Here is a 24,069-nt window from a genome sequence, read left to right on the forward strand (position 1 = left end):
CCGTGCGGCGGCGCGTCGGCCGACCCCGCGCGGAGGGGTCCCACCGCCCCCTCCGGTGCGGGGCAGGCCCCCGCCGCCGTACCGGAGACGGCCCCCGATGGCCCCGGCCCCCGCTCGGCCCCGGCCGGTCCGTGCTCCCACCCTCTCCCTCGTAGCCCGGAGTGACCATGACCTTCACGCCCGCACCCACCCGTCCCCTCCGCTCCGGTGCCCAGCTGCTCCTGCACGGCGGCTGCCCGCCCCCCTTCCTGAACGCCCTGCACACCGCCCTGGCCCGGCACCCGTACCGGGTCGCCGGACGGCCCGAGGAGCGCGATCCCTACCTCGCCGACCGGCTCCGCTCCCTCGTCCGGGCGCTTCCGCCCGCCCGGACGCTCCTGCGTGACGCCGACGGTCTCGCCACGGCCCTCGCCTGGGCCGTGGTGGCCGATCCCCGCCTCGGCATGCACCTCGTCACCCACACGGTCCTCTGCTCGGGCTCCCTGGTCCGGCTCGCGCCCCGGGGGCCCGCGTCCGCCGAGATCCTCGACGCGCTCGACGCGCTCGACAGGGGCGACGCCAGGGGCAGCTACCTGATCACCGAGACCGGGCGGGCCAACAGCCATCTGGCGACCAGGACCCGCGCCGTCCACGACCCCGAACGCGGACAGTTCGTCCTACACACGCCCGACCCGGCCGCCGCCAAGTTCGGCGGCGTCCCGACCGCCGCCGGGCGCCGCCTCGCCGTGGTCCTCGCCCGCGTCGAGACGAGGGGCCGCACCGGCGGCGTCTTCCCGTTCCTCGTCGAACTCGCCGACGCCGACGGACCCCGCCCCGGCGTGGAGTGGTCCTGCCCGGCCGAGGTCGGCGCCCTGCCGCTCACCCTGCGCAACGTCACCTTCCGAGGGGTGCGCGTCCCGGCGGCCCACTGGCTCCGCGACACCGCGGCCCTGGACGCCGAAGGGAACCTGACCGACCCGACCGGCTCGCCCGAGGCACGCCTCCGGCGCACCCTGAGCGTCGGAAGGGAACTGTGGGGCGCCCTGCCGTCCGCCGCCGCCGCCATCGCCCGCCAGTCCACCGTCCTCGCGCTGCGCCACTCCCGCCGCAGGGCCACCCAGGCCCGCCCCGTGCCCGGCCTTCCCCTGCTCTCCTACAAGAGCCAACAGCGCGCCCTGATCGGTGCGCTGGCGGACGCGTTCGCCCTCAGCTGCGCGGCCGCCCGCGCCCGGGAACTGCTCGGCGCGCTGCTCGCCGGAACCGAGACACAGCCCGCGGACGCCATGGGCCTCGCCCCGTGGACGGCCGTCAACCGGGACCTGTCGGCGTACAAGGCGTACACCATGCGCGAGGCGGAGCGCGTCATCGCCGCCTGCCAGCGCCGCTGCGGCCACTCCGGGCTCGTCGACGCCAACAGGCTCTCCGGATACCGGGGGTTCCAGCACGCCTTCGACCCGGCCGGCGGGGACAGTCAGCTCATCCTGTACGACCTCGGCCGCACCCTGGCCACCGAACCGCCCGCCTCCGAAGCGACCGGCCCGCGCCCCGCCGACCCGACCGATCCGCAGTGGTGGCCCGCGGTCCTGCGGGCCCACGAGGCGGCCCTCGCGGACGGGTTGCGCGGCGCCCTGCGCACCCGCCGGGGCCACGACCCCTTCGAGACCTGGAACCCGCTCCTCGACCTCGCGGGCGAACTGGGCGAGATCCACGCCGCCCGGCTCGCCGCCGAGGACGTCGGATGGGCCGGAGACCGCTTCCTCGTCGACGTCGGCCCTCCGCTCCGCGACGCCCTCGACGCCCTGGGCACCCTCAGCGCCCTGCGCGCCGCCCGCCGCAGGGCCGGAGCGCTGCTCACCGCCGGGATCCTCACCCCCGAATCCTTCGCGCCCCTCGCGGCGGAGACCAACCGGCTCTGCGACCGGCTGCTGCCCCATCTCCCGCTCCTCGAAGGGCTGTTCTCCTTCCCCGACGACATCGTGTGCTCGGGCCTCGGCGCCCGCACCCCCGACGCGCACCCCCGCGAAGCCGTGTACTCCGAAGTCCCCTCCTGAACGCCCCGGCCCCCCCGGGGTCGCCGCGCCCGGCCCGCGCATCCGGGAACCCCGGGCCGGCGACCGCCGGCCCGGGGGCCCTCACCGCTCGCGCCGTACCCCACCCGGACCCGGGACCAGCCTGGCGCTGTGCAGGAGGAGCGCGCGGGCCGCCGGATGCCGGGCGTGCGGGCGCAGCAGGGCGCGCAGATCGCCGAGAGCCCGGTCCGCGCGCCCGCTCGCGAGGTGCGGGTAGTCGTCGAGGAAGCGGTACCCGGTCTCCACGGCTTCGTTGAGGCGCCCGGACCGCAGTTGCAGGACGGCGAGATCGGCGAGGACCACCGCCCGGGAACGCCGCTCGCCCGGAGGGCGGTGGTGCTCGGCCGCCTGAAGGGTGCGCAGCGCGCCCTCCGGATCGCCGAGGATCTGGCGTACGGCCGACTCGTGACGCAGCAGCGACCCCTGGTGGTAGCGGCCGGTGACGGAGGCGGCGGAGACGGGGTCGGGGGAGCGGGCGAGCAGCCGCTCCGCCGTCGCGAGTGCCCGTACGGCGTCGACGGGGCGCCCGTCGAGCGCGTGCGCGACCGCCAACTGACCCTGCACGAAGGCCCGGTGAACGGCGGGCCCGGTGACGGTCCCGGCGGCGGCGGCCGCCAGGTCGACGGCCTGGCGCACATGGCCGAGCTGACAGGCCTGGACGGACATCCCCCGCAGGGTGATGGCCCGGTCGAGCAGCGAGTTGTTGGCGGCGGAGATCCGCAGCGCCGTGTGGTAGTAGCGCTGGGCCCGCCCGTGCGCGTGGTCGTCGAAGTGCATGAAGGCGCAGAGGTAGGCGAGTTGGGCGGCGACCCGCATCAGCCTCCGGCGCAGGGCGGGGGCGGCCGGACGGTGCAGCTTCGGCCCGAGGTCCGCCGTCAGATAGGAGGCCAGGGCCCGGCGTCCGCTCCCGCCGCCGAACGAGGTGTCCGCGTCGTGGAAGACCAGGGCCATGGACTCGGCGGCCTCCACCTCGAAGCGCTCGACCGGCCTGCCCCGCCCCTCGGCGACGGGCGGGGCGAGGGGGCCGGGAACGGGCAGGTCACGGGCGTAGACCGGTTCTCCACGCCCCGGCGGCCCGGTCTCCCGCACGGCGGCGCCGGGGCCGGGCCGCTCCTGTGGGTCGAGCCCCGCCTCCCGGAGTGTCACCTCCCGGCCGAGGCGGCGCGAGAGAGCTTCGGTGACCAGGCAGAGGACCGCCGTGCGGGGCCTCGTTCCGGCGAGCCAGTGGGCGACCGCGGACCGGTCGTAACCGAGCGTCCGCCCGGTCTCCGCACCCGCTCTGTTCACCTCGGCCGCCAGTTCGGCCGCTGTCATGCCCGCCTCCGCGAGCAGATCGCGCAGGGCCTGGTTCGGACGTGGACGCCTTCCCATCGGGTTTCCTCCCGGCCGGAGTTGCTTCGGCATCCTCCGATTGAGCCCGTACGGCCCGAGCCCCGCAACGGCGTGCGGCGATGGTCTTCCCGCGCCCCCGGGCCGGGTGCGGGAGGCCCTGGGACGAGGTGCGGACGGAACGGGCAGGTCGGAAGCGTGGCGCGGGCCCGGAAGCGGGAGGGCGGGGGGAGTGCCGGTCCGGATTCAGCGGCGGTCGGACTTCAGCACGACGTGTACCCGGACGCGCGGGCGCCGGACGCGTACGGGCGCACGCGCACCGGGTCCGATCGGGCGCGCTCGTACCCGGTCCAGGTGTCCGAACGCGCGTACAGAGTGGGTGCGTTCGGAAACGTGGCACCGCCCCGTACGAGGAGGGGGGTCGTACGAGGCGGTGCGGTGCGCGGGGCCGTCAGCCGTCAGCCGTCAGCCGTCAGCCGTCAGTCGGCGAGCGGCGCCGCGAGCCGGGCGGGCGCGTCGGGGGAGGGCGCCCGGGTGGCCAGGGCCTTCTGGGCGAGGACGCCGAAGACGATCCCGAAGACCGCCCACAGTGTGAGCTGCACGGCCAGGGACGCCACCCGGAACTCCCAGAGCAGGGCGGCGGGGAAGCTCGCCTTCACCGCGTCCTCGTTGTCCGGGAGGACCGCGAAGGCGATCCCGGTGACGACGAGGTATCCGGCGACGGCCGTCAGGGTCGCGTTCCAGTTGCCGAGCCTCGGCGCGAGCCGCCGACCGGCGATCACGGCGGCGATGCCGAGCAGCACGCTCAGCAGGATCATCAGGAAGAACAGGGTGGTGCGCTTCCCGATGGTGTCCGGGTTCCCGACGGCGGGGGGTGTCGCCGGGTATTTCAGGAATGGCACCAGGTAGACGGTGGCGAACGCCGCCGCCGCGACCAGGGCGGCGGTCGCCCGGGGGCTGAACCGGCCCACCCGGCCCAGCGCGAAGGAGAACACGAGCGCGGCGATGCCGCCGATCGCCACTCCGTAGACGAGGACCCCGGTGGCGAGTCCCGCCGTGGACTGGACGGGGCGGCTGACCAGCTCCTCCTCTTCCTCCGCCGCCTCCGCGGCGACGGTTCCGCCGTGACCGGCGTGGGCCTCCCGGGCGGAGTCGGCCTCCTCCACCGCGATGGAGCCGTTCACGGACGGCTCACCCGCCACATAGGCCACGGCGAAGGCGAAGAGTCCGGCGATCAGGCCCGCGAGCATGCCGCGGACCAGCAGGGTTCTGACAGTTGAGGCGTGCATGTGCGGAAAACGCCTCTCAGTGGCAGGGGAAGCCGAGGAGATGACGCCCGTCGTGCACCCACTCGTGCACGTCGGAGCCCGCGAAGAGCGAGGTGGCACCCTGCTCGGCGCCCACGAAGTACAGGGCTATCAGGGCGAGGAGCCCGACGAAGAGGGCCCAGGGGAGAACAGCCCGGACCGGCAGCGGGGCCGGGACGGCCACGGAAGGGGTGGAAAGAGCAGCGGAGACGGCGGTCTCGGCCATGATGGAACCTCCAGCGGGAACTCGCGTCCCGATCGGTGGTGCAGGACGACGGTCCACGGGTCTGACTCGCCGTGACACCACCCCCTGGGGGAGGGCGCCTCGGCACACAGTGGCGCGACCGTGCCGGTTTCCCACCGGACTTCCGTCTCGCCGTCGTCACGCTGTTGAGATGTCGCCCGACCGTACCGCGCCCCGTGCCCGCCGCCAAGGGCCTGAGGCGGGGATCACCCCGTCCGCCCGAGGAGCGGGACGGAAAGCGGCAGTACCCTGGGCACCGCCCGGCACTCCCGTCCGCCGTCCCGCCGCCGGAGGAGCCCCGAAACCTTCCCGAGGACGCCCGGCGGACCGCGAGATCCCCCGTCCCGCCCGCCGAACCTTCCCTGCCTTCCCCGCCTTCCCCGCCTTCCGTCCCGCCCGTGGAAGTGGAGGCCACCGCCCCGCCGCCCCGCCTGCCGAGCCCTCAGTACCGTCCGCCGGAGGACCCCGATGACCGTCCGTCTCACGCTGATCTCCCCCGCCGTCGGCGAGGCCCTGCGCGAGGTGCGGTTCGACGACGACGGCCCCCTCGACCCCCGGGGAACCGCCCGCGCCGAGGCCGCGGCCCCGGGCGTGCCCGCCGCCGCCCGCGCCTTCCGCTCGCCGTCCGTCCGCTGCCGGGACACCGCCCGCGCCCTCGGCCTCACCGCGGGACCGGTCGACGCGCTCGCGGGCTGCGCGATGGGCCGCTGGCGCGGACGCACCCTCGCGGAGGTCGCCGCCACCGAGGAACAGGCCCTCGCCCGCTGGCTCGCCGACCCGACGGCGGCACCCCACGGCGGGGAGTCCCTGACCGCCCTTCGGACACGGGTCGGAGCCTGGCTCGACGCCCTGCGGTCCGGCTCGGGACCCGTCGTCGCGGTCGCCGAACCGGACGTGATCCGCGCCGCGACCGTCCACGCCCTCGGCGCCCCCGACACGGCGGCCCCCCGGCTCGACGTACGCCCGCTGACCGCCGTCCACCTCAGCGGTCGCGCCGGACGCTGGAACGTCCGCGCGGGCGAGCCGCTGCCGCCCCGGTAGCCGAACGGGGCGGGGCCCGGAGGAAGAAAACCTCCGGGCCCCGCTCCGTACGCCTCAGGCAGGGCGCCGCCACTCCCGCAGGAGCAGATAGCCCAGATACGTACCGCCGAGGGCCATCGTGTACAGACCGACCGGCAGATTGTCGAAGAGCGGCAACTGCTGCGCCGTGAGGTCCGCGAGGACCAGCAGCAGCGCCCCCATCAGGGCCGACATGACCAGATGCGGTCCGCCGCCCCGGGTGACCCGCTTGGCGATCTGCGGGGCCGTCAGGGAGACGAAGGCGATCGGTCCGGCCGCGCTCACCGCGCCCGCCGACAGCACGATCGACAGGACGACCGCCGAGGTCGCCGTCCTGCCCGGCCGGGCGCCGAGCCCGGTGGACAGCTCGTCGCCCATCTCGCTCACGGAGAGCGGCCGCGCCAGGAGGGCGGCGAACGGCAGCGAGACGAGCAGGACGATCCAGATGGTCGCGGCGTCGTCCCAGGAACGGGCGGCCAGACTGCCGTTGACGTACGCGGTCAGGGCGCTGGCCTTGTCGCGCTCGACGGCGTACACCACGTACTCGGTGAGCGCCGTGGCCATGGCGGCCACGCCGATCCCCGCCACCACGAGGCGGCCCGGATTGCGGAACCCGGTGCCGGTGGCGAAGAAGACGACCACCATCGCCAGGACCGCGCCGAGCAGCGCGCCGACGGGCACCGGCAGGACGGCGGGCAGGAACAGCGCGGCGGCAGCCGCGCCCGCGCCCGCCCCGGCGCCCAGACCGATGACGTCGGGGCTGCCCAGCGGATTGCGGGTGACGGACTGGAACAGGGCCCCGGACAGACCGAAGGCCGCCCCGGTGCCGATGGCCACCACGAGCCGGGGCCCGCGCAGCCGGTTCAGGACGAAGGCGTTCTTGCCCGTCGCCTCGCCCGCGAGGGCGGACGGCAGATCGGGCAGGGCGATGCCGAGCCGCCCCATCGACAGGGTGGCCGCCGCCGCGCAGACGAGCAGCAGCAGCGTCACCACGCCCGCGATCACGGAGGCACGGCGCACGGGAAGGGCCACCCAGGGCCCGATCCGCAGCACCATGCGCCTGTTGGGCCGCTTCGTCCGGGAAGCGGGCGCGGCGGTGTCCCGGGCGGCGGGCGTGGTGCCCGCCCGGTCGGCGGTCTTCACGAGGTCCCCCTCATACGGCGAACGGCGAAGAGCAGCGCGGGCGCGCCGACGAACGCGGTGACGATGCCGACCATCAGCTCCTGCGGGCGCAGCAGCACCCGGCCGATGACGTCGGCGAAGAGCATCAGGGCGGGCCCGGCGACGGCGGTGAAGACGATCTGGGCCCGGAAGTCGGCGCCCACCAGGGTCCGCACCAGATGCGGGACGGCCAGGCCGACGAAGGCGATGGGGCCGACGGCGGCGGTGGCCGCGGCGGCGAGCAGGGTCGCCGCGAGCAGCCCGGCCCCCTTGACTCGGGCCGGGCTGATGCCGAGGGAGGCGGCCTTGTCGTCGCCCATCGCCATGGCGTTGAGGCCGGGGGCGAGGAGCAGGGCGAGGACGAGACCGACGGCCGCGAACGGCAGGACCGCCCAGAAGGCGTCCCAGCCGCGCCCGCCGAGCGCGCCCACCACCCAGTACCGGTAGGTGTCGAACACCCGGGGCCTGGAGAGCGCGACGGCCTGGATGAACGCGAAGAGGACGGCGGAGAGCACCGCTCCGGCGAGGACCAGCCGGACCGGTCCACCGCCGCCGCCGGCGGTGCCGACGAGATGGACGACGACACCGATGGCCAGGGCTCCGGCGAGACCCCACCAGACGGTCTCCCGCTGCCCGGAGGCACCGAGGAAGGCGGTGGCGGCGACGATGCCCGCGGAGGCGCCCGCGTTGATGCCGAGGAGTCCCGGATCGGCGAGCGGATTACGGGTGATGCCCTGCATCAGGGTGCCCGCGACGGCCAGACAGAGCCCCGCGAGGACCCCGAGGGCGGTCCGCGGGTAGCGGCTCTCGACGACCGTGCGGACATAGCCGTCGGCCTCGCCGGTCAGCACCCGCACGACATCGCCGAAGGAGGTCGGCTTGCTGCCGAACATGACGCTGGCGAAGAGCGCGAGGGCGAGCAGGACCAGGCAGACGGCGGCCGCGATGAGATGCCGGCCGAGGCCCCGCCGTCGTACGGCGGGGCCTCGGCCGGTCGTGGAGAGAGTGGTCACGCTGCTGATCCGCAGTTACTTCCCGGCCTTGGCGACGGCCTTGTCGATCATCGGCAGGTAGCGCTCGATGCTGTACGGCACGGTCAGCGGGTTGATCATCGACGAGGCGGTGACGAACGGCTGGTCGTGGCTGTAGACGAGGGCGTCCTTCTTGACGGAGGGGATCGCCGCGTACAGGGGCTGCGCCTCGATCTCCTTGCGGGACTTCTCGTCCGTGTAGAAGGTGAAGGCGATGTCGCTGGCGGAGAGCTTGTTGGCGTTCTCCAGACCGATGAGGGCGGAGTCGGTGCCCTCGGTCTCCTTGAAGGTGTTCACGACCGGGTCGACCTTCAGACCGAGCTTGGAGACCATCGCCACGCGCTGCTCCTCGGGCTTGAACACGCCGAGGGAGCCGGGGCCGGTGTTGTAGATGTACGAGAACGTGACGTTCTTGTAGCCGGGGCGGCTCGCGGCGGCGTCGGAGAGCTGCTTGTCGATCTTCGACGTCAGCTCCTTGGCCTTCTCCGGCTGGCCGAGCGCCTTGGCGACGATCTCGATCTGCTGGTCCCAGTCGGTGCTCCACGCCTGCTCGGGGTAGGCGACGGTGGGCGCGATGTCCTTGAGGATGTCGTACTGCTTCTGCGTGATGCCCGACCAGGGGGCGAGGATGACATCGGGCTCCAGCTCGGTGATCGCCTCGATGTCCAGCTCCTCGCCGCCGTCGAACTGCTTGGGCAGCGTGGCGCCGGACTTGGTCACCGCCTCGTGGATCCAGGGCAGGTAGCCGGACTTGTCGCTGCCCCAGGCGTAGCTCTCGATGCCGACCGGGACGTTGCCCAGGGCGATGGCGGTCTCCGCGGAGCCCTGGCCGAGGGTCACCACGCGCTTGGGCCGCTCCTTGATGACCGCGTCGCCGAGCGCGCTCTTGATGGTGACGGGGAAGGCACCCGCGGGAGCCTTGGCCGCCGAGCCCGGGGCGTCGTCCTTTTTGTCGTCCGAGCCGCACCCGGTCGCCATGAGGCCGAGCGTGACCGCGGCGGCACCCGCCACGAGGACGCGACGGCGGACGGGGGTGAACACAGAAGGCATGCTGGATCCTTGTCTCCGGGCAGGGGTGTTGCCGCCCCGCCTGACGCCCCCGCAGCCAGGTGCGTACGGGAGCAGCGACCATCGAGGCGCTTGTTAGGTGAGCCTAACCTATTCCTGCCCGTGTTCGAACGCCAGGGAAATCACAGGATCGGCACACCGGATCCGGACGGCGCGGGAGAAGGAACGAAGCACGGAGGTACGGGGCACGACGGCGTTCGGAAGCGAGGCGCGACGGGGCGCGGGAGGCGGGACCGGGGCGGGGTAGGGGAGACGGGACCGGGGCGACGGGCGGTCAGACGGGGGCGCTCCAGGCGGAGGTCAGACCGTCCAGCCACGCGGGCGGCAGCTCGGCGGCGTCCCACTCCTCGCGCAGGGCCGAGGGCGTCACCGCCAGCCGTTCGAGTACGGCGACCCCGGTGGGGGAGTGGACGAGGGAGTACCGGCCGTGGACGGCGACCGGACTGCCGGGCCCGTACCGCGCGTACAGCCGCTCCAGACGCGTGTGGTGGTCCGAGGCGAAGACCGAGAGCAGCCCCGGATATCCGGCCCGCTGCCGGGGGCTCATCGTCCGGAGCACGGCCCCGAGCACCTGCTCGGTGACCTCGGGATCCAGCTCGGAGACCTCGCTGAACGACAGGTACAACGGTGTCACCGCCACCTTGGCCCGCTCCATCTCCGCCCGCCGCACGGGGGATCGCTCATCGGCGGAACCCTCCGAGGGACCGGCGGTGACGGCCCGCAGCAGAGCCCGCTCGGCGAGGGAGTCGAGCACCTCGACGACGCTCCCGGCTCCCCCGGCCCACCCGGACGCGTACACCTCGCCCCGCCCCTCCGGCACCTGCCGCGCGGCCTCCTCCACCTCCGTCCGCGCACCGGCCAGCGCGCCCGCCTCGACGAGACCGATGAGTTCCTCCGCGTCCCCGGTGTAGACCCCCGCGCGGGCGAGCAACTGGAGCAGCGTGCTCTTCGCGTTCAGGACACTGGCCGCGTCGAGCCGCTGCCGTCCCTCGTCGGCGCTCTGCATGGGGTCCTCCTCGGCGTACGGGCGGCGCGATGTGCTCAGTTCGAGCCTACGCAACGCCCCTGGCCACCGGAGCCTCATCCCCCCGCCGTTCAGCGAGTCGCCCCCCGAACGCCCCCGAGCGCCCCTCCCCGCCGCCCGGGTGTGACGGGCTTCCGCTTGACCTTGACACGGTGACAAGCTCTTCACTGACGCCGAGGAGGTGGTTCCGCATGACCACACGCATGACCACGGACACGCAGGGCGCGACGGCGCGGAGCGCGGGGGAGCAGGACACGGTGGCACGAGACGAGAAGACGGGGGACGCGGTGGCGGAGGACACGGGGGTACGGGGCGAGAGGGCGGAGGACGCGGTGGCGCGGGACGCGGAGGCACGGGGAGAGAAGGCGGAGGACGCGACGGCGGAGCGCTCGCGCCGGGTCCTGCGGGCGCTGGAGGACGACCACGCCTCGGTACGGCTGCGGGCCGCCCTGGAGATCGGCAGCCGCCCGCACCCGGACCACGTCGACGCCCTGGTCGAACGGTGCGCCGTCGAGCCCGAGTTCCCGGTCCGCGAGATGCTGACCTGGGCGCTCACCCGCCTTCCGGCCGACGCGACGGTCCCACGACTGGTCGACGAGGTCCGCTCGGAGCGCACCCAGGCACGCAGGCAGGCCCTGCACACCCTGTCGAAGGTCGGTGACCGGGAAGCCTGGTCGGTGATCACTCGGGAGCTGCTCGCCGACCCCGACGACGAGGTGGCGCGCAACGCCTGGCGCGCCGCCGTCGTGCTCGTGCCCGAGGGGGAGGAACGGGAACTCGCGGCCGCCTTGGCGACACAGCTCGGACGCGGTGGACGGGAGACGCGGCTGAGCCTCAGCCGGGTGCTGATCGCCCTCGGCGAGGTGATCGTCCCCGTCCTCGACGGCATGGCCGGCCATCCCGACCCCGGAGTGCGTGAGCACGCGCTCGCCACGGAACGCCTGCTGCGCCACCCCGACGAGGTCTTCGAGTTCACCCTCCACGAGGCCAGGCGCGCCGTCGCGCTCAGCGATCTGGGGCGGGCCGGGGAGTAGTCCGTGCTCATCGGAGAGGTCGCCCGGCGGTCCGGAGTCAGCGCCCGCATGCTCCGGCACTACGAGTCGCTCGGTCTGGTCCGGCCCACCGGCCGGACCGGCGCGGGCTACCGCGAGTACGCGGCCGAGGACATCCGGCGCATCTTCCACATCGAGAGCCTGCGCTCGCTCGGGCTCTCCCTCAAGGAGGTCGGATCCGCCCTGGACGACCCCGGGTTCACCCCCGCAGGGCTCGTCGACGACCTCGTCCGGCGGACCAGGGAACGCATCGCCGCGGAGACGGCGCTGCTCACCCGGCTCGACCGGATCGGGGCGGCGGAACCGGCCGGCTGGGAGGACGTCCTGGCGACCGTCGCCCTCCTCCAGGGCCTCGGCGCGGACTGGGCGGGCAGGCGGCAGCGCGCCGCTCTCTCCTCGGCCGAGGAGAGAGCGGCGCCGGTGGAGGCCCTGGTCGAGGCGGTGCTGAACGAATCGGACCCGCATGTCTCCGGGGCGCTCCGCTGGGCCCTGACCCGGCTGGGCGACGGCGCCACCACCCTGCTGGCGGAGGCGCTGGACGCCCCCGCAGCCGAGGTGCGCGGGCGGGCCGTCCGCGCCCTCGCCGAACTGCCGACGGAGCAGGCGACCGCCCGGCTGCGGGAGGCCCTCGCCCACCCCGACCTCACCGTCCGCAGACACACGGCGCTGAGCCTCGGGGCGCGGGGCTTCACCGAGGCGGTCCCGACGCTGATCGACATGATCGTCGAGGCGGTGAACGACGTCGAGGCGGCCGAGGCGCTGGGCACGCTGGCGGCCCGCCCCGCGCTCGCCGAACGGATCGCCGCCCTGCTCGTCGCCCGCCTGGCCCCCGGCGTCACCGGACCGGCCGCCCGGGGCCGACTCGCCCAGGCACTCGCGGACATCCCGGGACACACGGCCACCCGCGCGCTGCGAGACCTCTCCGAGGACGAGGACCGCGCGGTCGCGCTCACGGCGGGATACGTCCTCACCCTGCGAGAACCGGGCTGACCGGCCAAACCCCGCCGCCTTCCTGCCCGTACGGCGCCCGCCCGCGCGCAGGGCACGGTCCCGTCGCTCCGGGGACGTTCGAAGCGACGGGACCACGCCCAGGCCGTCTCTTCCGGATCCTGCCTGGCCCGCGCCGCCCGGCACCGCACCTCGCCGCGTTGTCGAGGCACCCGGGTACGCCCAGTACGCGGCAGCCTCTCCGCCTCGCGATGCACGGCACCGGACGACGCGGGCCTGACCGGCACGATCCGAAAGAGACGACCTAGGCCGTGTCCAGGCCGGGGAGGCCTCGGACCGGTGGCCGCGGCGATGCCTGGCGACCGTGTCCGGCAGCGGTCACCGGCTCACCCCCAGGGCACCTCCACCGACCGGTGGTACTTCCACCCGAGCCCGGACCACCGGGGCGCGTGTGCGGCGAGCCGTACCCGGTATTCCTCCCACGCGCGCCCGGCGACCGGCGACCACCCGATCTCCGCGACGCCGGGGAGCCGCGGCAGCGTCATGTACTGCACCTGCTCGAACGTCGCCACCCGCTCCGTCCACAGCGCGGCCTCGGCCCCGTGCACCTGGCTCTCGGCGACGCCGGGGATGTAGGTGACGGGGTCCCAGGTGTAGCCGTCCTCGACGTCGGTGTAGCCGGCCCAGTCGTGCCCGATCGGGGTGTCGGCGTCGTACTTCATGTCGAAGTACGCCTTCTTGCTGGGCGAGAGGACGAGCCGGGCGCCCTGGGCCAGCGCGCCCTGGGCCTTCGCGGCGTTGGCCCAGAACTGGACGAGGGTGCCGGGGGCGATGTCGGCGAGGCCGACCTCCTCCCAGCCGACCATCCGCTTGCCGAGTCCGTGCACGGTCTGCTGGGCGCGGCTGATGAAGAAGCGGTAGTCCTCGGGGGCGGTCGCAAGCGCCTCGTCGCCGCCGATGTGCAGATAGGGGCCGGGGGTGAGGTCGGCGAGTTCGCCGAGGACGTCGTCGACGAACCGGTAGGTGACGTCCTTGTCGATGCACAGCGAGTTGTGGATGCCCTTCTCGCCCGTGTAGAGCGGCGGCGCCACACCGTCGCAGGTGAGTTCCGCGTAACTGGCCTGGGCCGCGTTGACATGGGCGGGCATGTCGATCTCGGGGATCACCATGATGTGGCGTTCGGCGGCGTACCGGACGATGTCGGCGTACTCGCGCTGGGTGAAGTAGCCGCCGGGGCCCCCTCCGACCTGGGTGGAGCCGCCGTGGGTGGCCAGGCGGGGCCAGCTCTTGATCTCAAGGCGCCAGCCCTGGCTGTCGCTGAGGTGCAGGTGGAGGCGGTTGATCTTGTAGAGGGCGAGGATGTCGATATAGCTCTTCACCTCTTCGGCGGTGAAGAAGTGCCGGGCCACGTCGAGCATGGACCCGCGCCAGGGGAAGCGCGGGGCGTCGTCGATGTGCAGGGGGGAGAGGGTCCACGGACCGCCGTGCGGGGCACCGGACTCCGCCGTGGCGGGAAACAGCTGGCGCAGCGTCTGCGTCGCGTGGAAGAGACCGGCGGCTTCGGCGGCGCGCAGGTGGACACCGCCGTGGGTGACGTCGAGGCGGTAGCCCTCGGCGGAAGGGGTCTCGTCGTCGACGGCCAGGGTGATGGCGTGCGGGGTGGCGCCGGAGGTCACGACCGGGACGGCATGGCCGGTGGCCCGGCGCAGCCAGCGGGCGAGGAACTCGGCCGTACGGCGGGCCTCGGGGGCCGGGTGGCGTACCACGACGGCGGTGTCGGCGGTGATCTCGAACGGACGGCCGCCGGTCATCCTCAGCGAGCGGGGCTTGGGGATGAGCGCGGGCGCGGGCGGCGTGACGGGCGCGGTGCGGCCGGGAGCCGCGACGGCGGGGGAGGTGAGGTGGGCGGCGCCGGCGAGACCGACGGCGCCTGCGATGAGGATGCTGCGGCGGCGGGGGCTGTGCTGCATCGTTCGTACTCCTCTCAGGCCAGGGTGAGGCGGGGTTCGAGCGTCACCTCGAAGAGGCGGTCCCACGGCAGTTCGACGCGGACGTCGTTCACGGCGGCGAGCCTGGCCGTGCGGGTGGTCGCGCCGCGGTAGCCGAGGACGAGGCGGTGGCCGGCGAAGTGGTCGGTGAAGTACTGGCGGGTCGCCGGGGCGAGGCGGTCCTGGACCCAGCCGTCGAAGAGGGCCTTCTGCTCGGCCGTCAGGTTCAACGGGTTCCACCCCTTGGACCTGGCCTCCGCGTAGGCGGCCTTCTGGAGGACGTTCTTCCAGTGGTCGTCCTTGACGAACCGGTAGAGCAGGTACTCCGCGTGCGCCCGGCCCGGCTCGGTCAGCGCCGGTACGCCCATTCCGCTGGTCGAGCGCTTCAGGAAGGCCCAGCGGGCGGTGCCGTGGGCCAGGGCCAGACCGAGGGCGTTGCCGCCGGTGTTCCAGCCGGAGTACGACAGCAGCGCGGCCAGGTCGACGAGCTGTTCCAGCTCGGTCACCAGGTCGTGGTCGGCGCGGTTGACGAAGATCGGGTCCACCACGACGACCGACTCCCCGGCGGCCGTCAGCGCGGCGACCCGGCGGGCGAACGCGGCGAGGTCGGCCGCCCGCCGCTCCTTGTCCGCCGAGGGGGTGTTGACCATGAGCACCAGGTCGGCGCGGCCGTCGACGACGGTGCCGCCGACGGACTTCACGTGCCGGCGGATGTTCTCCGCGAACGGGATGCCCTCCAGTTCCGCCGTCCACCGCTCGCCGGAGATCCCGGCGTACTCCACCCGGTAGGTGGGCGAGGTGCCATCGGCGATCAGCCGGGCGACCAGCAGCGCGTCGACCTCGTCCGCGCCGGGGAAGACCTCGACCCGCCGGCCGACCCCCAACCGCTCGACCAGCTTTTCGAGCTCGACGCGTTCGGCTCGGGCCAGGCCCACGGGGGCGGTGTCGTCCTCGGAGAGCACCAGATGGCTGATGGTGCCGTCGGCGACCCACTCGACCATCTGCCGGTTGACCTCGTGGTTGCGGGACCGCGCCGCCAGATAGTCGTCGACCACCGCGTCCGGGAGGGTGGCCCGCACCGCCGTGAGCCGGGGCCGCAGCTCCTCCTGGCCGAGGTTCTCCACCTGGTCGTACAGCTTGGCCCACTCGACCAGCGCGGCCACGTACTGTTCGAGGTCGGGGTCGCCGGGGGTCAACGCGAGGCGCTGGATGGTGTCGTGCACCATGATCCGCGCGTTCGGCCGGGCCGCCCGCAGGGCCCGGATCGCCGCGATGTTGGCCCGCGCCGATGCGAGCGTGGGCGCGCCCGTACGGGAGGCGATCAGGCCGCCGTAGGCGAGCATGCTCACCGAGATCACGTACTCGTCCGCGCCGACCGAGCCCAGCCAGCGGGCGACGGCCGCGCCGTCCCCGGGCTTGAAGAAGCGGCCGAGGGTCTCGCGCGGCGGCAGTACGAGGTCGACACCGGCGACGGCGGCGGTCATGGTCGGGCAGTAGACGTTGACGGGCCGGTCGTCGAGAGGGACGAGGGCGATCCGGCGGCTCGGACGTGGGGCCGCGGTCGCCACCTGCGGGGTGAGACCCAGCAGCGGGGCGGCCAGGACGGCGGCTCCGGCGGTAAGGACTGCGCGTCTTCTCATCAGGGGTGCACTCCGTTCGCATCGGCGTGAGCGGGAACTGACCGGGCCAGTTCCCTGGTCAGGTACAGGGGTGAGGTGATGGCGTTGCCCACCACCACGGCGTGGGCCCCGGCGGCGTAGGCGCGTCGCAGATCGTCCGCTGTGCGGTAGCGGCCTTCGGCGATCACGGGCACGGACAGCCGAGCGACCAGGCGCTCCAGCAGGCCGAGGTCGGGTCCCGGGGTCTTCGTGGTGTGCGGGGTGTAGCCGGAGAGCGTGGTGGCGACGGCGTCGGCGCCCGCGTCGACGGCGGCCTGCCCCTCGGCCTCGGTGGACACGTCCGCCAGGACGAGAGCCCCGGCGGCGTGCGCGGCGGCGGCAAGGGCCGCGAACGGCTCGGGCCGCGACCGGTCGGTGGCGTCGACGGCGACCAGATGCGCTCCGGCCTGCGCGACGGCGCGGACGTGCCTGCCGGTCGGCGTGATCGTCACCGGCCCGGGGCCGTCCTTCCACAGGCCGATGACCGGCACGTCCACCGCCGCCCGTACGGCGGCGATGTCCTCGGGGGAGTTGGCGCGGATACCGGCCGCGCCGCCGAGGACCGCGGCGGCGGCGACCCTCGCCTGCACGGACGCGTCGCGCATCGGGTCGGCGGGTTCGTCCGGCAGCGGCTGGCAGGAGACCACCAGGCCGCCGCGGAGGGTGTCGAGAACGTTCACTGGGGCTCCGTTTCGGTGGTACGCGGAAGGCGACCGATCACGGTCGACCGCCGGGTTCGGGGAGACCGGGACCGACAGACCCGGGAGCGACCCGCCCGGGACCGGCAGGCCCAGGACCGGACGACCCCGGATTGGACGGCCCCGGTTCGGACGGCCCCGGTTCGGACGGCCTTGGATCGGACAAGCCCGGTTCGGACGGCCCCGGTTCGGACGGCAGGGACATGGCCCGCCGGGTCATCGCCGCCCGCGCCGCGCCGACGGCGACTGCCGCGCCGCCGAGGGCGGCCGGGACCAGCCTCACGTCGGCGTGGACCGGCAGCCGTTCGGCGGCATACGCGTCCTGGGCGTACGGCAGCAGCGCTTCGCCCGCGCCCCCGGCCACCACCACCGTCTGCGGATCGAGCAGCGCCACCAGACCCGCGAGGGCCCGGCCGAGGGCGTGACCGGCGGTGGCGAGGACCTCCACGGCGGCCGGGTCACCGGCGGCGCAGCGGGCGGCGACCTCGCGGCCGGTGACGTCCGCCCCGGTGCGCAGCCGATAGGCGCGGGCGAGTCCGGTGCCGGAGGCCACGCCCTCCAGGTGGCCGGTGCGCCCGCAGCCGCAGGTCAGCCTGTCGGCGTCCGGCGCCGGAAGATGGGCCGCCTCTCCGGCGCCGCCGCGCGCCCCGTGGTCGACGGCGCCGCCGCGGACCAGGCCGCCGCCGAGACCGGTGCCGACCGCGACCAGCAGCACATGGGCGTGCCCCCGGGCGGCCCCGGCCCAGCTCTCGCCCAGGGCGGCGGCGTTGACGTCGTTGTCCACCACGACGGGCCGGCCGATGCGCTGGGCCAGGGCTTCGGCCACCGGTGTCCCGGCCCAGCCGGGCAGGGAGTCGGTGGCGTACCGGACGACTCCGGTGGCCGGGTCGATGAGACCCGCGGCGCCGACGCCGACCGGACCGGCGCCGCCGAGGCGCCGGGCAAGGTCGGCGGCGGTCCGCAGCACCGCGTCCGGTCCCCGAGCGGCCGGGGTGTCGGCTCGCGCCTGGTCGAGCACGGTGCCGTCGGGCCCGACGAGGGCGGCGAGGGTCTTGGTGCCGCCGATGTCGATGCCCAGTGTGGCGTTCACTTCAGCCCCGTATGGGCGAGGCCCTCGATGAACTGCTTCTGGGCGATGACGAACACGATCAGCACCGGGACCGCGGTCAGCGACGCGGCGGCGAGCTGGACGTTCCACATGGCGCCGCCGTAGGAGTCCACGTACTGGGTGAGCGCCTGCGGCAGGGTGAACTTCTCCGGCGAGGAGAGGTACACCACCGGTTCCAGATAGAGGTTCCAGCTCTGAAGGAAGGTGAAGATACCGACGGCGCCGAGGGCCGGCCTGGCCAGCGGCAGGGCGATCCGCCAGAACGTGCCGAAGTAGCCGATGCCGTCGATCCGGGCGGCCTCCTCCAGCTCATGGGGCAGGCTGATGAAGAACTGCCGCATGATGAAAGTGGCCAGGACGCTCGGTGCGCCGAAGATCGGCACCAGGATCAGCGGCCAGTGGGTGTTGATCAGGCCGAGGTCGTTGAACATCTGGAAGAGCGGGACGATGGTGACCTCGCTCGGGATGAGCAGGCCCACCAGCACCACCATGAACAGCACGTTCTGGCCGCGGAACTTGATGCGGGCGAAGGCGTACCCGGCGAGCGAGGACACGACCATCGTCCCCGCCGTCACCAGCGCCGCGATGTAGAGGCTGTTGACGTACTGCTGGACGAACGGGCGCCCGTCGAAGACGTCCCGGTAGGCCGAGAGCGTCGGGTTGGTCGGGATGAGCTGCGGTGGGTAGGCGAAGATGTCGCCGATGGGCTTGAACGACGACGTCACCATCCACCAGGTCGGGAAGACGAAGGGGATCGCGAGCACACAGAGCAGGCCGTACAGGGCGACTCGGGCGCGCAGCGGGATTTTACGATTCATAGAAGACCCACCTCTTGCGCATCTGCCACTGCAACACGGTGAGCGCCAGCACGATCAGCAGCAGCAGGATGGACAGGGTCGCGCCGTAGCCGAAGTGATGGAACTGGAAAGCCTGCTGGTAGAGGTAGTAGACGAGCACGGTGGTGGACAGCTTCGGGCCGCCCTGGGTGAGCACCGCGATCTGCGCGAACACCTGGAGCGAACCCACGATGGTGATCACCGAGGTCAGCAGGATCGTCGGGCTGATCAGCGGCAGGGTGATGGACCGGAACCGCCTCCACGCACCGGCCCCGTCGACCCGGGACGCCTCGTACAGCTCCTTGGGCACGCCCTGGAGGGCGGCCAGGAACAGCACCATGTTCAGACCGACGTTCTTGAACACCTGTACGACGATGACCGAGAACATGGCGGTGCCCTCGCCGCGCAGCCAGTTGGGTCCTTCGATGCCGACGGTGTGCAGCAGGCCGTTGATGCCGCCGTTGGACTGGAGCAGGAAGCCCCACACGATGGTCCAGGCGACCAGGGACACCACGACGGGAGAGAAGAACAGCGTGCGGAACACCGTCATTCCGCGCAGCTTCTGGTTGAGCAGGACGGCGAGCAGGAGGGCCAGGGAGAGGTTGAACACCACCATGCCGACCGAGAACAGCGCCGTGGACTTCAGTACCTCGGGCAGGTTGGCGTCGTCCAGCAGCTGGGTGTAGTTGTCGCCGCCCGTGTAGTGGAAGTCGCCGGCCAGCACGTTCCACTCGTGCAGGCTGAACCGGACGACCAGGGCGATGGGCAGCAGCACGAAGACGGCGGTGCCGAGGAGCTGGGGCGAGATGAACGCGAGACCGGCGAGCTGGTCACGTCGGCGCCGGGTCCAGAACGGACGCCGGTTCGGCTGCCCCGCGGTGGCGGGCCCGCCCTTGGGCGGGTCGGCCACCGCTGTTCGCGGGGGGACGGACATGGTCACTTCTCCAGCAGCGGGGAGATGTTCTTGCACAGGTCGCCGAGGACGCCCTTGACGTCGGCGTCCGGCTTCCACAGCGGGTCCAGTCCGGCGCGGACCCGCTGGGCGAGTTCGGCCTGGCCGACGTGGCCCGGCTTGACCACGCCCTTCTTGACCCCGGCGACGACCACGCTTTCGAGCTGCTCGTTCTTCAGCAGCGGGTTGGTCTTGGCCAGGTTCTCGGCGGTGAGCTGGGAGTTCCGGGGCGGCGGGAAGTAGGCCGCGAGCTTGGCGGAGTTCTGCGGGTTGGTGAAGTAGGCGAGGAAGTCCTTGGCCTCCTTGCTGTGGCCGCCCTGCTTGACCACGCCGATGCCTGCCTGGCCGATCACCGAGTAGTCGCCGCTCGGTCCGGCGGGCAGCGGCACCAGGTCCCATTTGAACGAGGCGCCCTCAAGCAGCGACGCCCGGCTGATCTGGGTGATGGTCATCGCCGCGTCACCGGTGAAGAAGTCGGCGGACTCGCCGGGGCCCGGCATCGCCTTGTCCTTGAAGATCCCCTTGTGCAGGGCGGTCATCGCGTCGACCATCGGCTTGCTGTCGAAGGTGCAGGTCTTGCCGTCGGCGCTCCAGGGCTCGGCCTTCCAGCCGCCCCAGAAGGAGGCCGCGTTGCCCCAGTCCTTGTACTCGAAGTCACGGATCACCATGCCGGCCTTGCCGGTGGAGCGGTGCACCTCGGCGCCTTCGGCGAGCACGGTGGACCAGTCCCACTTGCCCTCCTTGACGAGCTGGTCCGGGGTCTTCTGACCGGCCTTCTGCAACAGGTCGCGGTTGACGAAGACACCGAACGGCGAGGTGGAGAACGGGTACGCGTAGAGCTTGCCGTCGTTCTCCCAGAGCTTGGTGGTGCTCGGGATCAGGTCGTCGTACTGGTAGCCGCTGGTCTGCTTCAGGGTGTCGTCGAGCGGCATCAGCGCCCCGGAGCTGACGAAGTCGGCCGCGTCCGTCTCGAAGACCCATGCGAGGTCGGGGGCGTTGCCGCCGGTCATCTGGGTGGTGAGCGCCGTGCTGTAGGTCTCGAACGGCAGCGGGTCGAACTTGATGTCCTTGATCTCGGGGTGGGTCTTCTTGTATTCGGCGGCTATCTCGTTGAAGAGCTTCAGATGCGGCTTGTTGGACGTCCAGACCGTCATCCGCAGGGTCACCGGACCCTTGTCGCCCTTCGAGTCCCCTCCACCGCACGCGGCCAGGAGCAGCGTCGCGGACATCGCGGCGGCGACCGTGGTCAGCCCTCTTCGTATCTGCATGGTGTTCTCCCTCGGTTGCGTGGAGGCCTAGTAGCCGGTGATGTCAGGCCAGCGAAGTTCGACGCCGGCCGCGGTGAGCTGGTCCTGGAAGGCCGAGAGCAGCTCGGGGTTCTCCCGGACGGCGCGGGGGCGGGTGTCGTGGGCGAGGCAGAAGGCGGCGAGCGCGCCCGCGGCCTCCCCGATGTTCCACTCGACCGGGTGGACCCGGTAGGCGCCGTTGGTGATGTGGGTGGTGCCGATGTTCTTGCCGGCGGGCAGGAGGTTCTCGACCCTCTGCGGGAGGAGCGCGCCCAGCGGGATCTCGAACGGGCTACAGCCGACGTCGATGTAGTTGTCGCCGCCCGTCGAGGGGTGCAGGTCGATCCGGTACATGCCCAGGCCGACGGAGTCCGCGTACCGCACGGCGCCCCGCTCCCCGCGGACGGCGAGCGAGAGGTCCTGTTCGACGACGGTGTAGTCGGCCTTGATCCGGCGCGCCTCGCGGATGTACGGGGCCTGGGCCAGGCCGTCGGTGCCGCCGGTGATGTCGCCGCGCAGTCGCAGCCCCGGGAATCCGGTGCCGCCGTCCGGGCGGGGCGCCTCGGTCTGCATCCAGTACAGGAAGGCGAAGCTCAGCTCCCTGGCCCGGCGCAGGTGGTCGGCGGCGTCGGGGACGTCGAGGACCGGGCCTTCGAGGTAGTCGATCATCGGCCAGTTGACCAGGGTGATGTCGCTGGGGTACGCGCCGTCGGTGAAGGTGCCTCGGGCGGCGATCCGGCGGAACGTCCACAGGTTGGCGTTGCCGGGATTGAAGCGCTGGTCGGCGTTGACCGCCAGCGGGTCGTCGTCGGGGTTGGGGCTGAAGTCGTGCCCGACGCGCTCCAGCGTCCTGGGGTGCGGGTACTGCCAGGACAGCAGCGGTCCGCCCCACACCTCGGGCTGGTAGGACCGCCAGAAGTCGTAGTCCGCGGGCTTGTCGATGGTGTGGTCGCCGTCGACGTGGTCCATGGCGAAGCACACCGATACGGCCTGCATGTTCAGCGGCTGGGCGACCTGCGGGGCGCTCGGCTCGCCGGTGTCGGCGGCGGACTCGAAGCCGGTGACGTACTCGGTGCCGGTGAGCGGCAGCAGATCGCCGGTCTCGGTGGCGTCCAGTACGTAGGCGGCGGTGGCGTGGATCTTCTCGCCGGTGTCGCGGTGGGTCAGGGTCACCGCGGTCACCCGGTCGCCGTCGGTGTCGGCGGCGGTCGGCCGGTACGGCTGGAGGACGGTGAGCCGCCCGCTGGCGCGGTAGGGCGCGAGCATCGCCGAGATGACCGCCACCGCGACCCGGGGTTCGTGGCAGAGCTTGCTCACCCAGCCCCCGCCGGGGTTCAGTTCGAGGCGGGCCCTGGCCCGTTCGGTGAGCGGGTAGTGCCGGCGGTAGTAGTCGCGAATGCCGTCGCGCAGGGCCCGGTAGCTGGCCGTGACGCCGAACTGCTCCACCCAGGAATGCTCGTCCGGGGGCACCGCCTGGCTGGTGAGCTGCCCGCCGAGCCAGTCGAATTCCTCGGTCAGCACCACGGTCCGGCCGGCGCGGGCGGCGGCGAGCGCCGCGGCGACACCGCCCAGCCCTCCGCCGACCACCAGCACGTCGCTGCGTATCTCAGTCAAGAATGGTCCTTATCTCGGTTCGCCGAGGGTCTGCCCCTCGACGAAGTGGCACGGCAGGAGCCGCTGGAGCGGGGTGGTCGACTCGTCTTCCAGCAAGGCGGCGAGGAGTTCCACCGACTGCCAGCCCATCTCCCGGCGTGGAATGCGAAAGCCGGTGCTCGCGATGTCGGGGTCGGGTGATTCGGCCGGTACGCCGGTCACCACGACCGACAGGTCACCTGGCACGTCGACGCCTCGTTCCCGGGCGGCCCGGATCAGGGCGATCCCGTCGTCGTAGCCCTCGACCACGGCGACGGTCACTCCGGCGGCGAGCAGCGCGTCCAGGGTCTCCCCCGCGGACCGGCCGGCCGTCCGCTCGTGCAGGCCGCTCCCTCGGGTGCCGGCGCGGAACCCGTTCATCCGGTCGTCGGCGGATTCCGCTCCCTCTCCCGCGCCGACGTAGGCGAACTCCCGGTGCCCCAGCTCCCTGGCCCGTTCGACCAGCTGCCGGGTGGCGGCGGCGTAGTCCGCTCCCACGCAGGGCACGGGGCCACCCGCGTCGTCGCGTCGGCCGACCGCCACGAACGGGTAGTTCTCGCTGTTGAGCCGGGCCAGCTCGTCGTGGGGGATGTCCCGGCCGAGCAGGATGCAGCCGTCGGCGATCCGCAGCCGGTTGTTCTCGTGGAACACCTTGCGGCGCCCGTCGGTGACCGGAGCGCTGGTGAACAGCAGCAGGTCGCGCCTGAGCTGCTCGGCACGCTCCTCGATGCCCCGCAGGAACGGGTAGTAGAAGTCGCCGCTGGTGTTCGGGAACACCGATTCGTAGGTGAACACGCCGATGATCTGGTTGTGCTGACGCACCATGCGACGGGCCACGGGGTCGGCCGCGTACCCGGTCTCACGGATCACGTCGAGGACGCGCTGTCTGGTCTCGGGAGCGATGCGGGTCGTCGCGTCGGTCCTTTTGTTCAGCACGAGCGAGACCACCGCCTGGCTTACGCCGGCGAGGCGAGCGATGTCACGCTGCGTGATCCTTGGCACGGGGAACTCCTCCGGAGGCTGCGGAAGCCATCGCTGATAATACGTATTATCAGCTCGGTGATCAGTGACGCTACTCGGGCCGTTTCGCGGTGTCAACGGTCCTGATCGACTTTGCCAGGGATCTTGAAAAACCAAGGTGAGCGATCGATATATCGGAACACTGGGCGATTTGCCCCGCCCCTGTGTTCCCGAGGTGGCAAGGATCCGTTCATCTGCGCACCCGCTGCCAGGCGGGGCGGTGCCCGAACTTCGGCGACCTTCCCCGGACCCTTGCGTCGACTACCGTCTGTGAGCCTCGCGGAAGTGCGGGCCGGTCGGGAGCAACTCGCCGACACGGGCGGCTACTTGGGCGATCGCCTCCCGGTGGATCGCCCGGGAACGCGCCTCGGCCCAGCCCATGCCTGGGCGGGTGGCCGGACGGGCGGCGACGCCGATCCGGCTGCTCGGCAAGCCGACCGGAGTCCTTGGACCCGCCGTTCACGGCGGTCAGGGCAGGGCGGGGGAGCGCTCGTCCGCCGCCTGGCCCACCGGCTCGGGTGGACACCAGCGGGTCAGGACCCCCGGCGCCGAACGCTCCGGGCGGGGTATCGGCAGCCCGCTTCGACCGCCCGACGCCGCAGAGGCGACCGCATCGCGGC

General features: G+C 72.9%; 21 protein-coding genes and 1 riboswitch. Of the genes, 4 read left to right on the top strand and 17 right to left on the bottom strand.

Going from position 1 to position 24,069, the window contains the following annotated elements; translation table 11 throughout:
• Positions 1–167 precede the first annotated feature (167 nt).
• Positions 168–2,030, top strand: a complete 1,863-nt coding sequence (locus tag BU197_RS05055; RefSeq protein WP_188266981.1) for an acyl-CoA dehydrogenase — start codon at positions 168–170, stop codon at positions 2,028–2,030.
• An 81-nt stretch (positions 2,031–2,111) separates the two neighbouring features.
• On the opposite strand, the gene BU197_RS05060 is transcribed toward BU197_RS05055, so the two are convergent.
• The 3 genes from BU197_RS05060 to BU197_RS05070 all read right to left on the bottom strand — a co-directional run bounded on the left by BU197_RS05060 (position 2,112) and on the right by BU197_RS05070 (position 4,910).
• Positions 2,112–3,419 carry a hypothetical protein gene (locus BU197_RS05060; protein WP_188266982.1) on the bottom strand — a complete coding sequence of 436 codons (1,308 nt, stop codon included), beginning with the start codon at positions 3,417–3,419 and terminating at the stop codon, positions 2,112–2,114.
• Positions 3,420–3,856: 437 nt separating this feature from the next.
• The gene (locus BU197_RS05065; protein WP_188266983.1) at positions 3,857–4,666 is read right to left on the bottom strand and encodes a CbtA family protein; all 810 of its coding nucleotides are present in this window, start codon (positions 4,664–4,666) and stop codon (positions 3,857–3,859) included.
• Between the two features lie 16 nt (positions 4,667–4,682).
• Positions 4,683–4,910 (bottom strand): CbtB domain-containing protein, encoded by a 228-nt coding sequence (locus BU197_RS05070; RefSeq protein WP_188266984.1) that lies wholly within the window; start codon positions 4,908–4,910, stop codon positions 4,683–4,685.
• A 59-nt stretch (positions 4,911–4,969) separates the two neighbouring features.
• Positions 4,970–5,054, bottom strand: a riboswitch (cobalamin riboswitch).
• Between the two features lie 342 nt (positions 5,055–5,396).
• Between BU197_RS05070 and BU197_RS05075 the strand changes: the two genes are divergently transcribed.
• Positions 5,397–5,969: a histidine phosphatase family protein gene (locus tag BU197_RS05075; protein ID WP_188266985.1), complete on the top strand. Its 573-nt coding sequence runs from the start codon at positions 5,397–5,399 to the stop codon at positions 5,967–5,969.
• 54 nt (positions 5,970–6,023) lie between these two features.
• On the opposite strand, the gene BU197_RS05080 is transcribed toward BU197_RS05075, so the two are convergent.
• The 4 genes from BU197_RS05080 to BU197_RS05095 all read right to left on the bottom strand — a co-directional run bounded on the left by BU197_RS05080 (position 6,024) and on the right by BU197_RS05095 (position 10,253).
• Entirely contained in the window at positions 6,024–7,130 is a 1,107-nt protein-coding gene (locus tag BU197_RS05080) for a FecCD family ABC transporter permease (protein WP_411158442.1), read from the bottom strand.
• Positions 7,127–8,095, bottom strand: a complete 969-nt coding sequence (locus BU197_RS05085; RefSeq protein WP_317452092.1) for an iron ABC transporter permease — start codon at positions 8,093–8,095, stop codon at positions 7,127–7,129. The genes BU197_RS05080 and BU197_RS05085 overlap by 4 nt, the downstream gene beginning before the upstream one ends.
• 81 nt (positions 8,096–8,176) lie before the next feature.
• The gene (locus BU197_RS05090) at positions 8,177–9,229 is read right to left on the bottom strand and encodes an iron-siderophore ABC transporter substrate-binding protein (protein WP_188266987.1); all 1,053 of its coding nucleotides are present in this window, start codon (positions 9,227–9,229) and stop codon (positions 8,177–8,179) included.
• A gap of 292 nt (positions 9,230–9,521) precedes the next feature.
• A complete protein-coding gene (locus tag BU197_RS05095) occupies positions 9,522–10,253 on the bottom strand; it encodes a hypothetical protein (RefSeq protein WP_188266988.1) in 732 nt (243 codons plus the stop codon).
• Positions 10,254–10,462: 209 nt separating this feature from the next.
• Between BU197_RS05095 and BU197_RS05100 the strand changes: the two genes are divergently transcribed.
• Together BU197_RS05100 and BU197_RS05105 are read left to right on the top strand one after the other, a co-directional pair.
• Positions 10,463–11,305 carry a HEAT repeat domain-containing protein gene (locus BU197_RS05100; RefSeq protein WP_223182861.1) on the top strand — a complete coding sequence of 281 codons (843 nt, stop codon included), beginning with the start codon at positions 10,463–10,465 and terminating at the stop codon, positions 11,303–11,305.
• Between the two features lie 3 nt (positions 11,306–11,308).
• Positions 11,309–12,313 (top strand): HEAT repeat domain-containing protein, encoded by a 1,005-nt coding sequence (locus tag BU197_RS05105; RefSeq protein WP_188266989.1) that lies wholly within the window; start codon positions 11,309–11,311, stop codon positions 12,311–12,313.
• A gap of 344 nt (positions 12,314–12,657) precedes the next feature.
• Here the strand turns inward: BU197_RS05105 and BU197_RS05110 are convergent, their stop codons facing one another.
• From BU197_RS05110 to BU197_RS05155, 10 genes are all read right to left on the bottom strand, one after another.
• Positions 12,658–14,241: a beta-N-acetylhexosaminidase gene (locus BU197_RS05110; RefSeq protein ID WP_188266990.1), complete on the bottom strand. Its 1,584-nt coding sequence runs from the start codon at positions 14,239–14,241 to the stop codon at positions 12,658–12,660.
• Between the two features lie 14 nt (positions 14,242–14,255).
• Positions 14,256–15,899: a DUF4127 family protein gene (locus tag BU197_RS05115; protein WP_188266991.1), complete on the bottom strand. Its 1,644-nt coding sequence runs from the start codon at positions 15,897–15,899 to the stop codon at positions 14,256–14,258.
• Positions 15,899–16,597, bottom strand: coding sequence for an N-acetylmannosamine-6-phosphate 2-epimerase (locus BU197_RS05120; RefSeq protein ID WP_188266992.1), 699 nt, complete (start codon positions 16,595–16,597; stop codon positions 15,899–15,901). Before BU197_RS05120 ends, BU197_RS05115 begins: the two co-directional genes overlap by 1 nt.
• 37 nt (positions 16,598–16,634) lie before the next feature.
• A complete protein-coding gene (locus BU197_RS05125; protein ID WP_317453376.1) occupies positions 16,635–17,705 on the bottom strand; it encodes an ROK family protein in 1,071 nt (356 codons plus the stop codon).
• Positions 17,702–18,541, bottom strand: coding sequence for a carbohydrate ABC transporter permease (locus tag BU197_RS05130; protein WP_188266993.1), 840 nt, complete (start codon positions 18,539–18,541; stop codon positions 17,702–17,704). The genes BU197_RS05125 and BU197_RS05130 overlap by 4 nt, the downstream gene beginning before the upstream one ends.
• Entirely contained in the window at positions 18,531–19,493 is a 963-nt protein-coding gene (locus tag BU197_RS05135; protein WP_188266994.1) for a carbohydrate ABC transporter permease, read from the bottom strand. Before BU197_RS05135 ends, BU197_RS05130 begins: the two co-directional genes overlap by 11 nt.
• Positions 19,494–19,495: 2 nt before the next feature.
• Entirely contained in the window at positions 19,496–20,779 is a 1,284-nt protein-coding gene (locus BU197_RS05140) for an ABC transporter substrate-binding protein (RefSeq protein WP_188266995.1), read from the bottom strand.
• A gap of 27 nt (positions 20,780–20,806) precedes the next feature.
• Positions 20,807–22,402, bottom strand: a complete 1,596-nt coding sequence (locus tag BU197_RS05145) for an FAD-dependent oxidoreductase (protein ID WP_188267013.1) — start codon at positions 22,400–22,402, stop codon at positions 20,807–20,809.
• A gap of 18 nt (positions 22,403–22,420) precedes the next feature.
• A complete protein-coding gene (locus BU197_RS05150; RefSeq protein WP_188266996.1) occupies positions 22,421–23,431 on the bottom strand; it encodes a LacI family DNA-binding transcriptional regulator in 1,011 nt (336 codons plus the stop codon).
• Positions 23,432–23,710: 279 nt separating this feature from the next.
• A complete protein-coding gene (locus tag BU197_RS05155; RefSeq protein ID WP_188266997.1) occupies positions 23,711–23,881 on the bottom strand; it encodes a hypothetical protein in 171 nt (56 codons plus the stop codon).
• Positions 23,882–24,069: the final 188 nt, after the last annotated feature.

Source organism: Streptomyces sp. CBMA291 (assembly GCF_014596525.1).
Lineage (GTDB): Bacteria > Actinomycetota > Actinomycetes > Streptomycetales > Streptomycetaceae > Streptomyces.

What these genes read in the sequence shown, in the direction of transcription:
- BU197_RS05070 (WP_188266984.1), bottom strand. Translation starts at nt 4,910, where the DNA reads ATGGCCGAGACCGCCGTCTCCGCTGCTCTTTCCACCCCTTCCGTGGCC.
- BU197_RS05065 (WP_188266983.1), bottom strand. Translation starts at nt 4,666, where the DNA reads ATGCACGCCTCAACTGTCAGAACCCTGCTGGTCCGCGGCATGCTCGCG.
- BU197_RS05090 (WP_188266987.1), bottom strand. Translation starts at nt 9,229, where the DNA reads ATGCCTTCTGTGTTCACCCCCGTCCGCCGTCGCGTCCTCGTGGCGGGT.
- BU197_RS05115 (WP_188266991.1), bottom strand. Translation starts at nt 15,899, where the DNA reads ATGAGAAGACGCGCAGTCCTTACCGCCGGAGCCGCCGTCCTGGCCGCC.
- BU197_RS05135 (WP_188266994.1), bottom strand. Translation starts at nt 19,493, where the DNA reads ATGTCCGTCCCCCCGCGAACAGCGGTGGCCGACCCGCCCAAGGGCGGG.
- BU197_RS05140 (WP_188266995.1), bottom strand. Translation starts at nt 20,779, where the DNA reads ATGCAGATACGAAGAGGGCTGACCACGGTCGCCGCCGCGATGTCCGCG.
- BU197_RS05100 (WP_223182861.1), top strand. Translation starts at nt 10,463, where the DNA reads ATGACCACACGCATGACCACGGACACGCAGGGCGCGACGGCGCGGAGC.
- BU197_RS05130 (WP_188266993.1), bottom strand. Translation starts at nt 18,541, where the DNA reads ATGAATCGTAAAATCCCGCTGCGCGCCCGAGTCGCCCTGTACGGCCTG.
- BU197_RS05060 (WP_188266982.1), bottom strand. Translation starts at nt 3,419, where the DNA reads ATGGGAAGGCGTCCACGTCCGAACCAGGCCCTGCGCGATCTGCTCGCG.
- BU197_RS05075 (WP_188266985.1), top strand. Translation starts at nt 5,397, where the DNA reads ATGACCGTCCGTCTCACGCTGATCTCCCCCGCCGTCGGCGAGGCCCTG.
- BU197_RS05055 (WP_188266981.1), top strand. Translation starts at nt 168, where the DNA reads ATGACCTTCACGCCCGCACCCACCCGTCCCCTCCGCTCCGGTGCCCAG.
- BU197_RS05110 (WP_188266990.1), bottom strand. Translation starts at nt 14,241, where the DNA reads ATGCAGCACAGCCCCCGCCGCCGCAGCATCCTCATCGCAGGCGCCGTC.
- BU197_RS05095 (WP_188266988.1), bottom strand. Translation starts at nt 10,253, where the DNA reads ATGCAGAGCGCCGACGAGGGACGGCAGCGGCTCGACGCGGCCAGTGTC.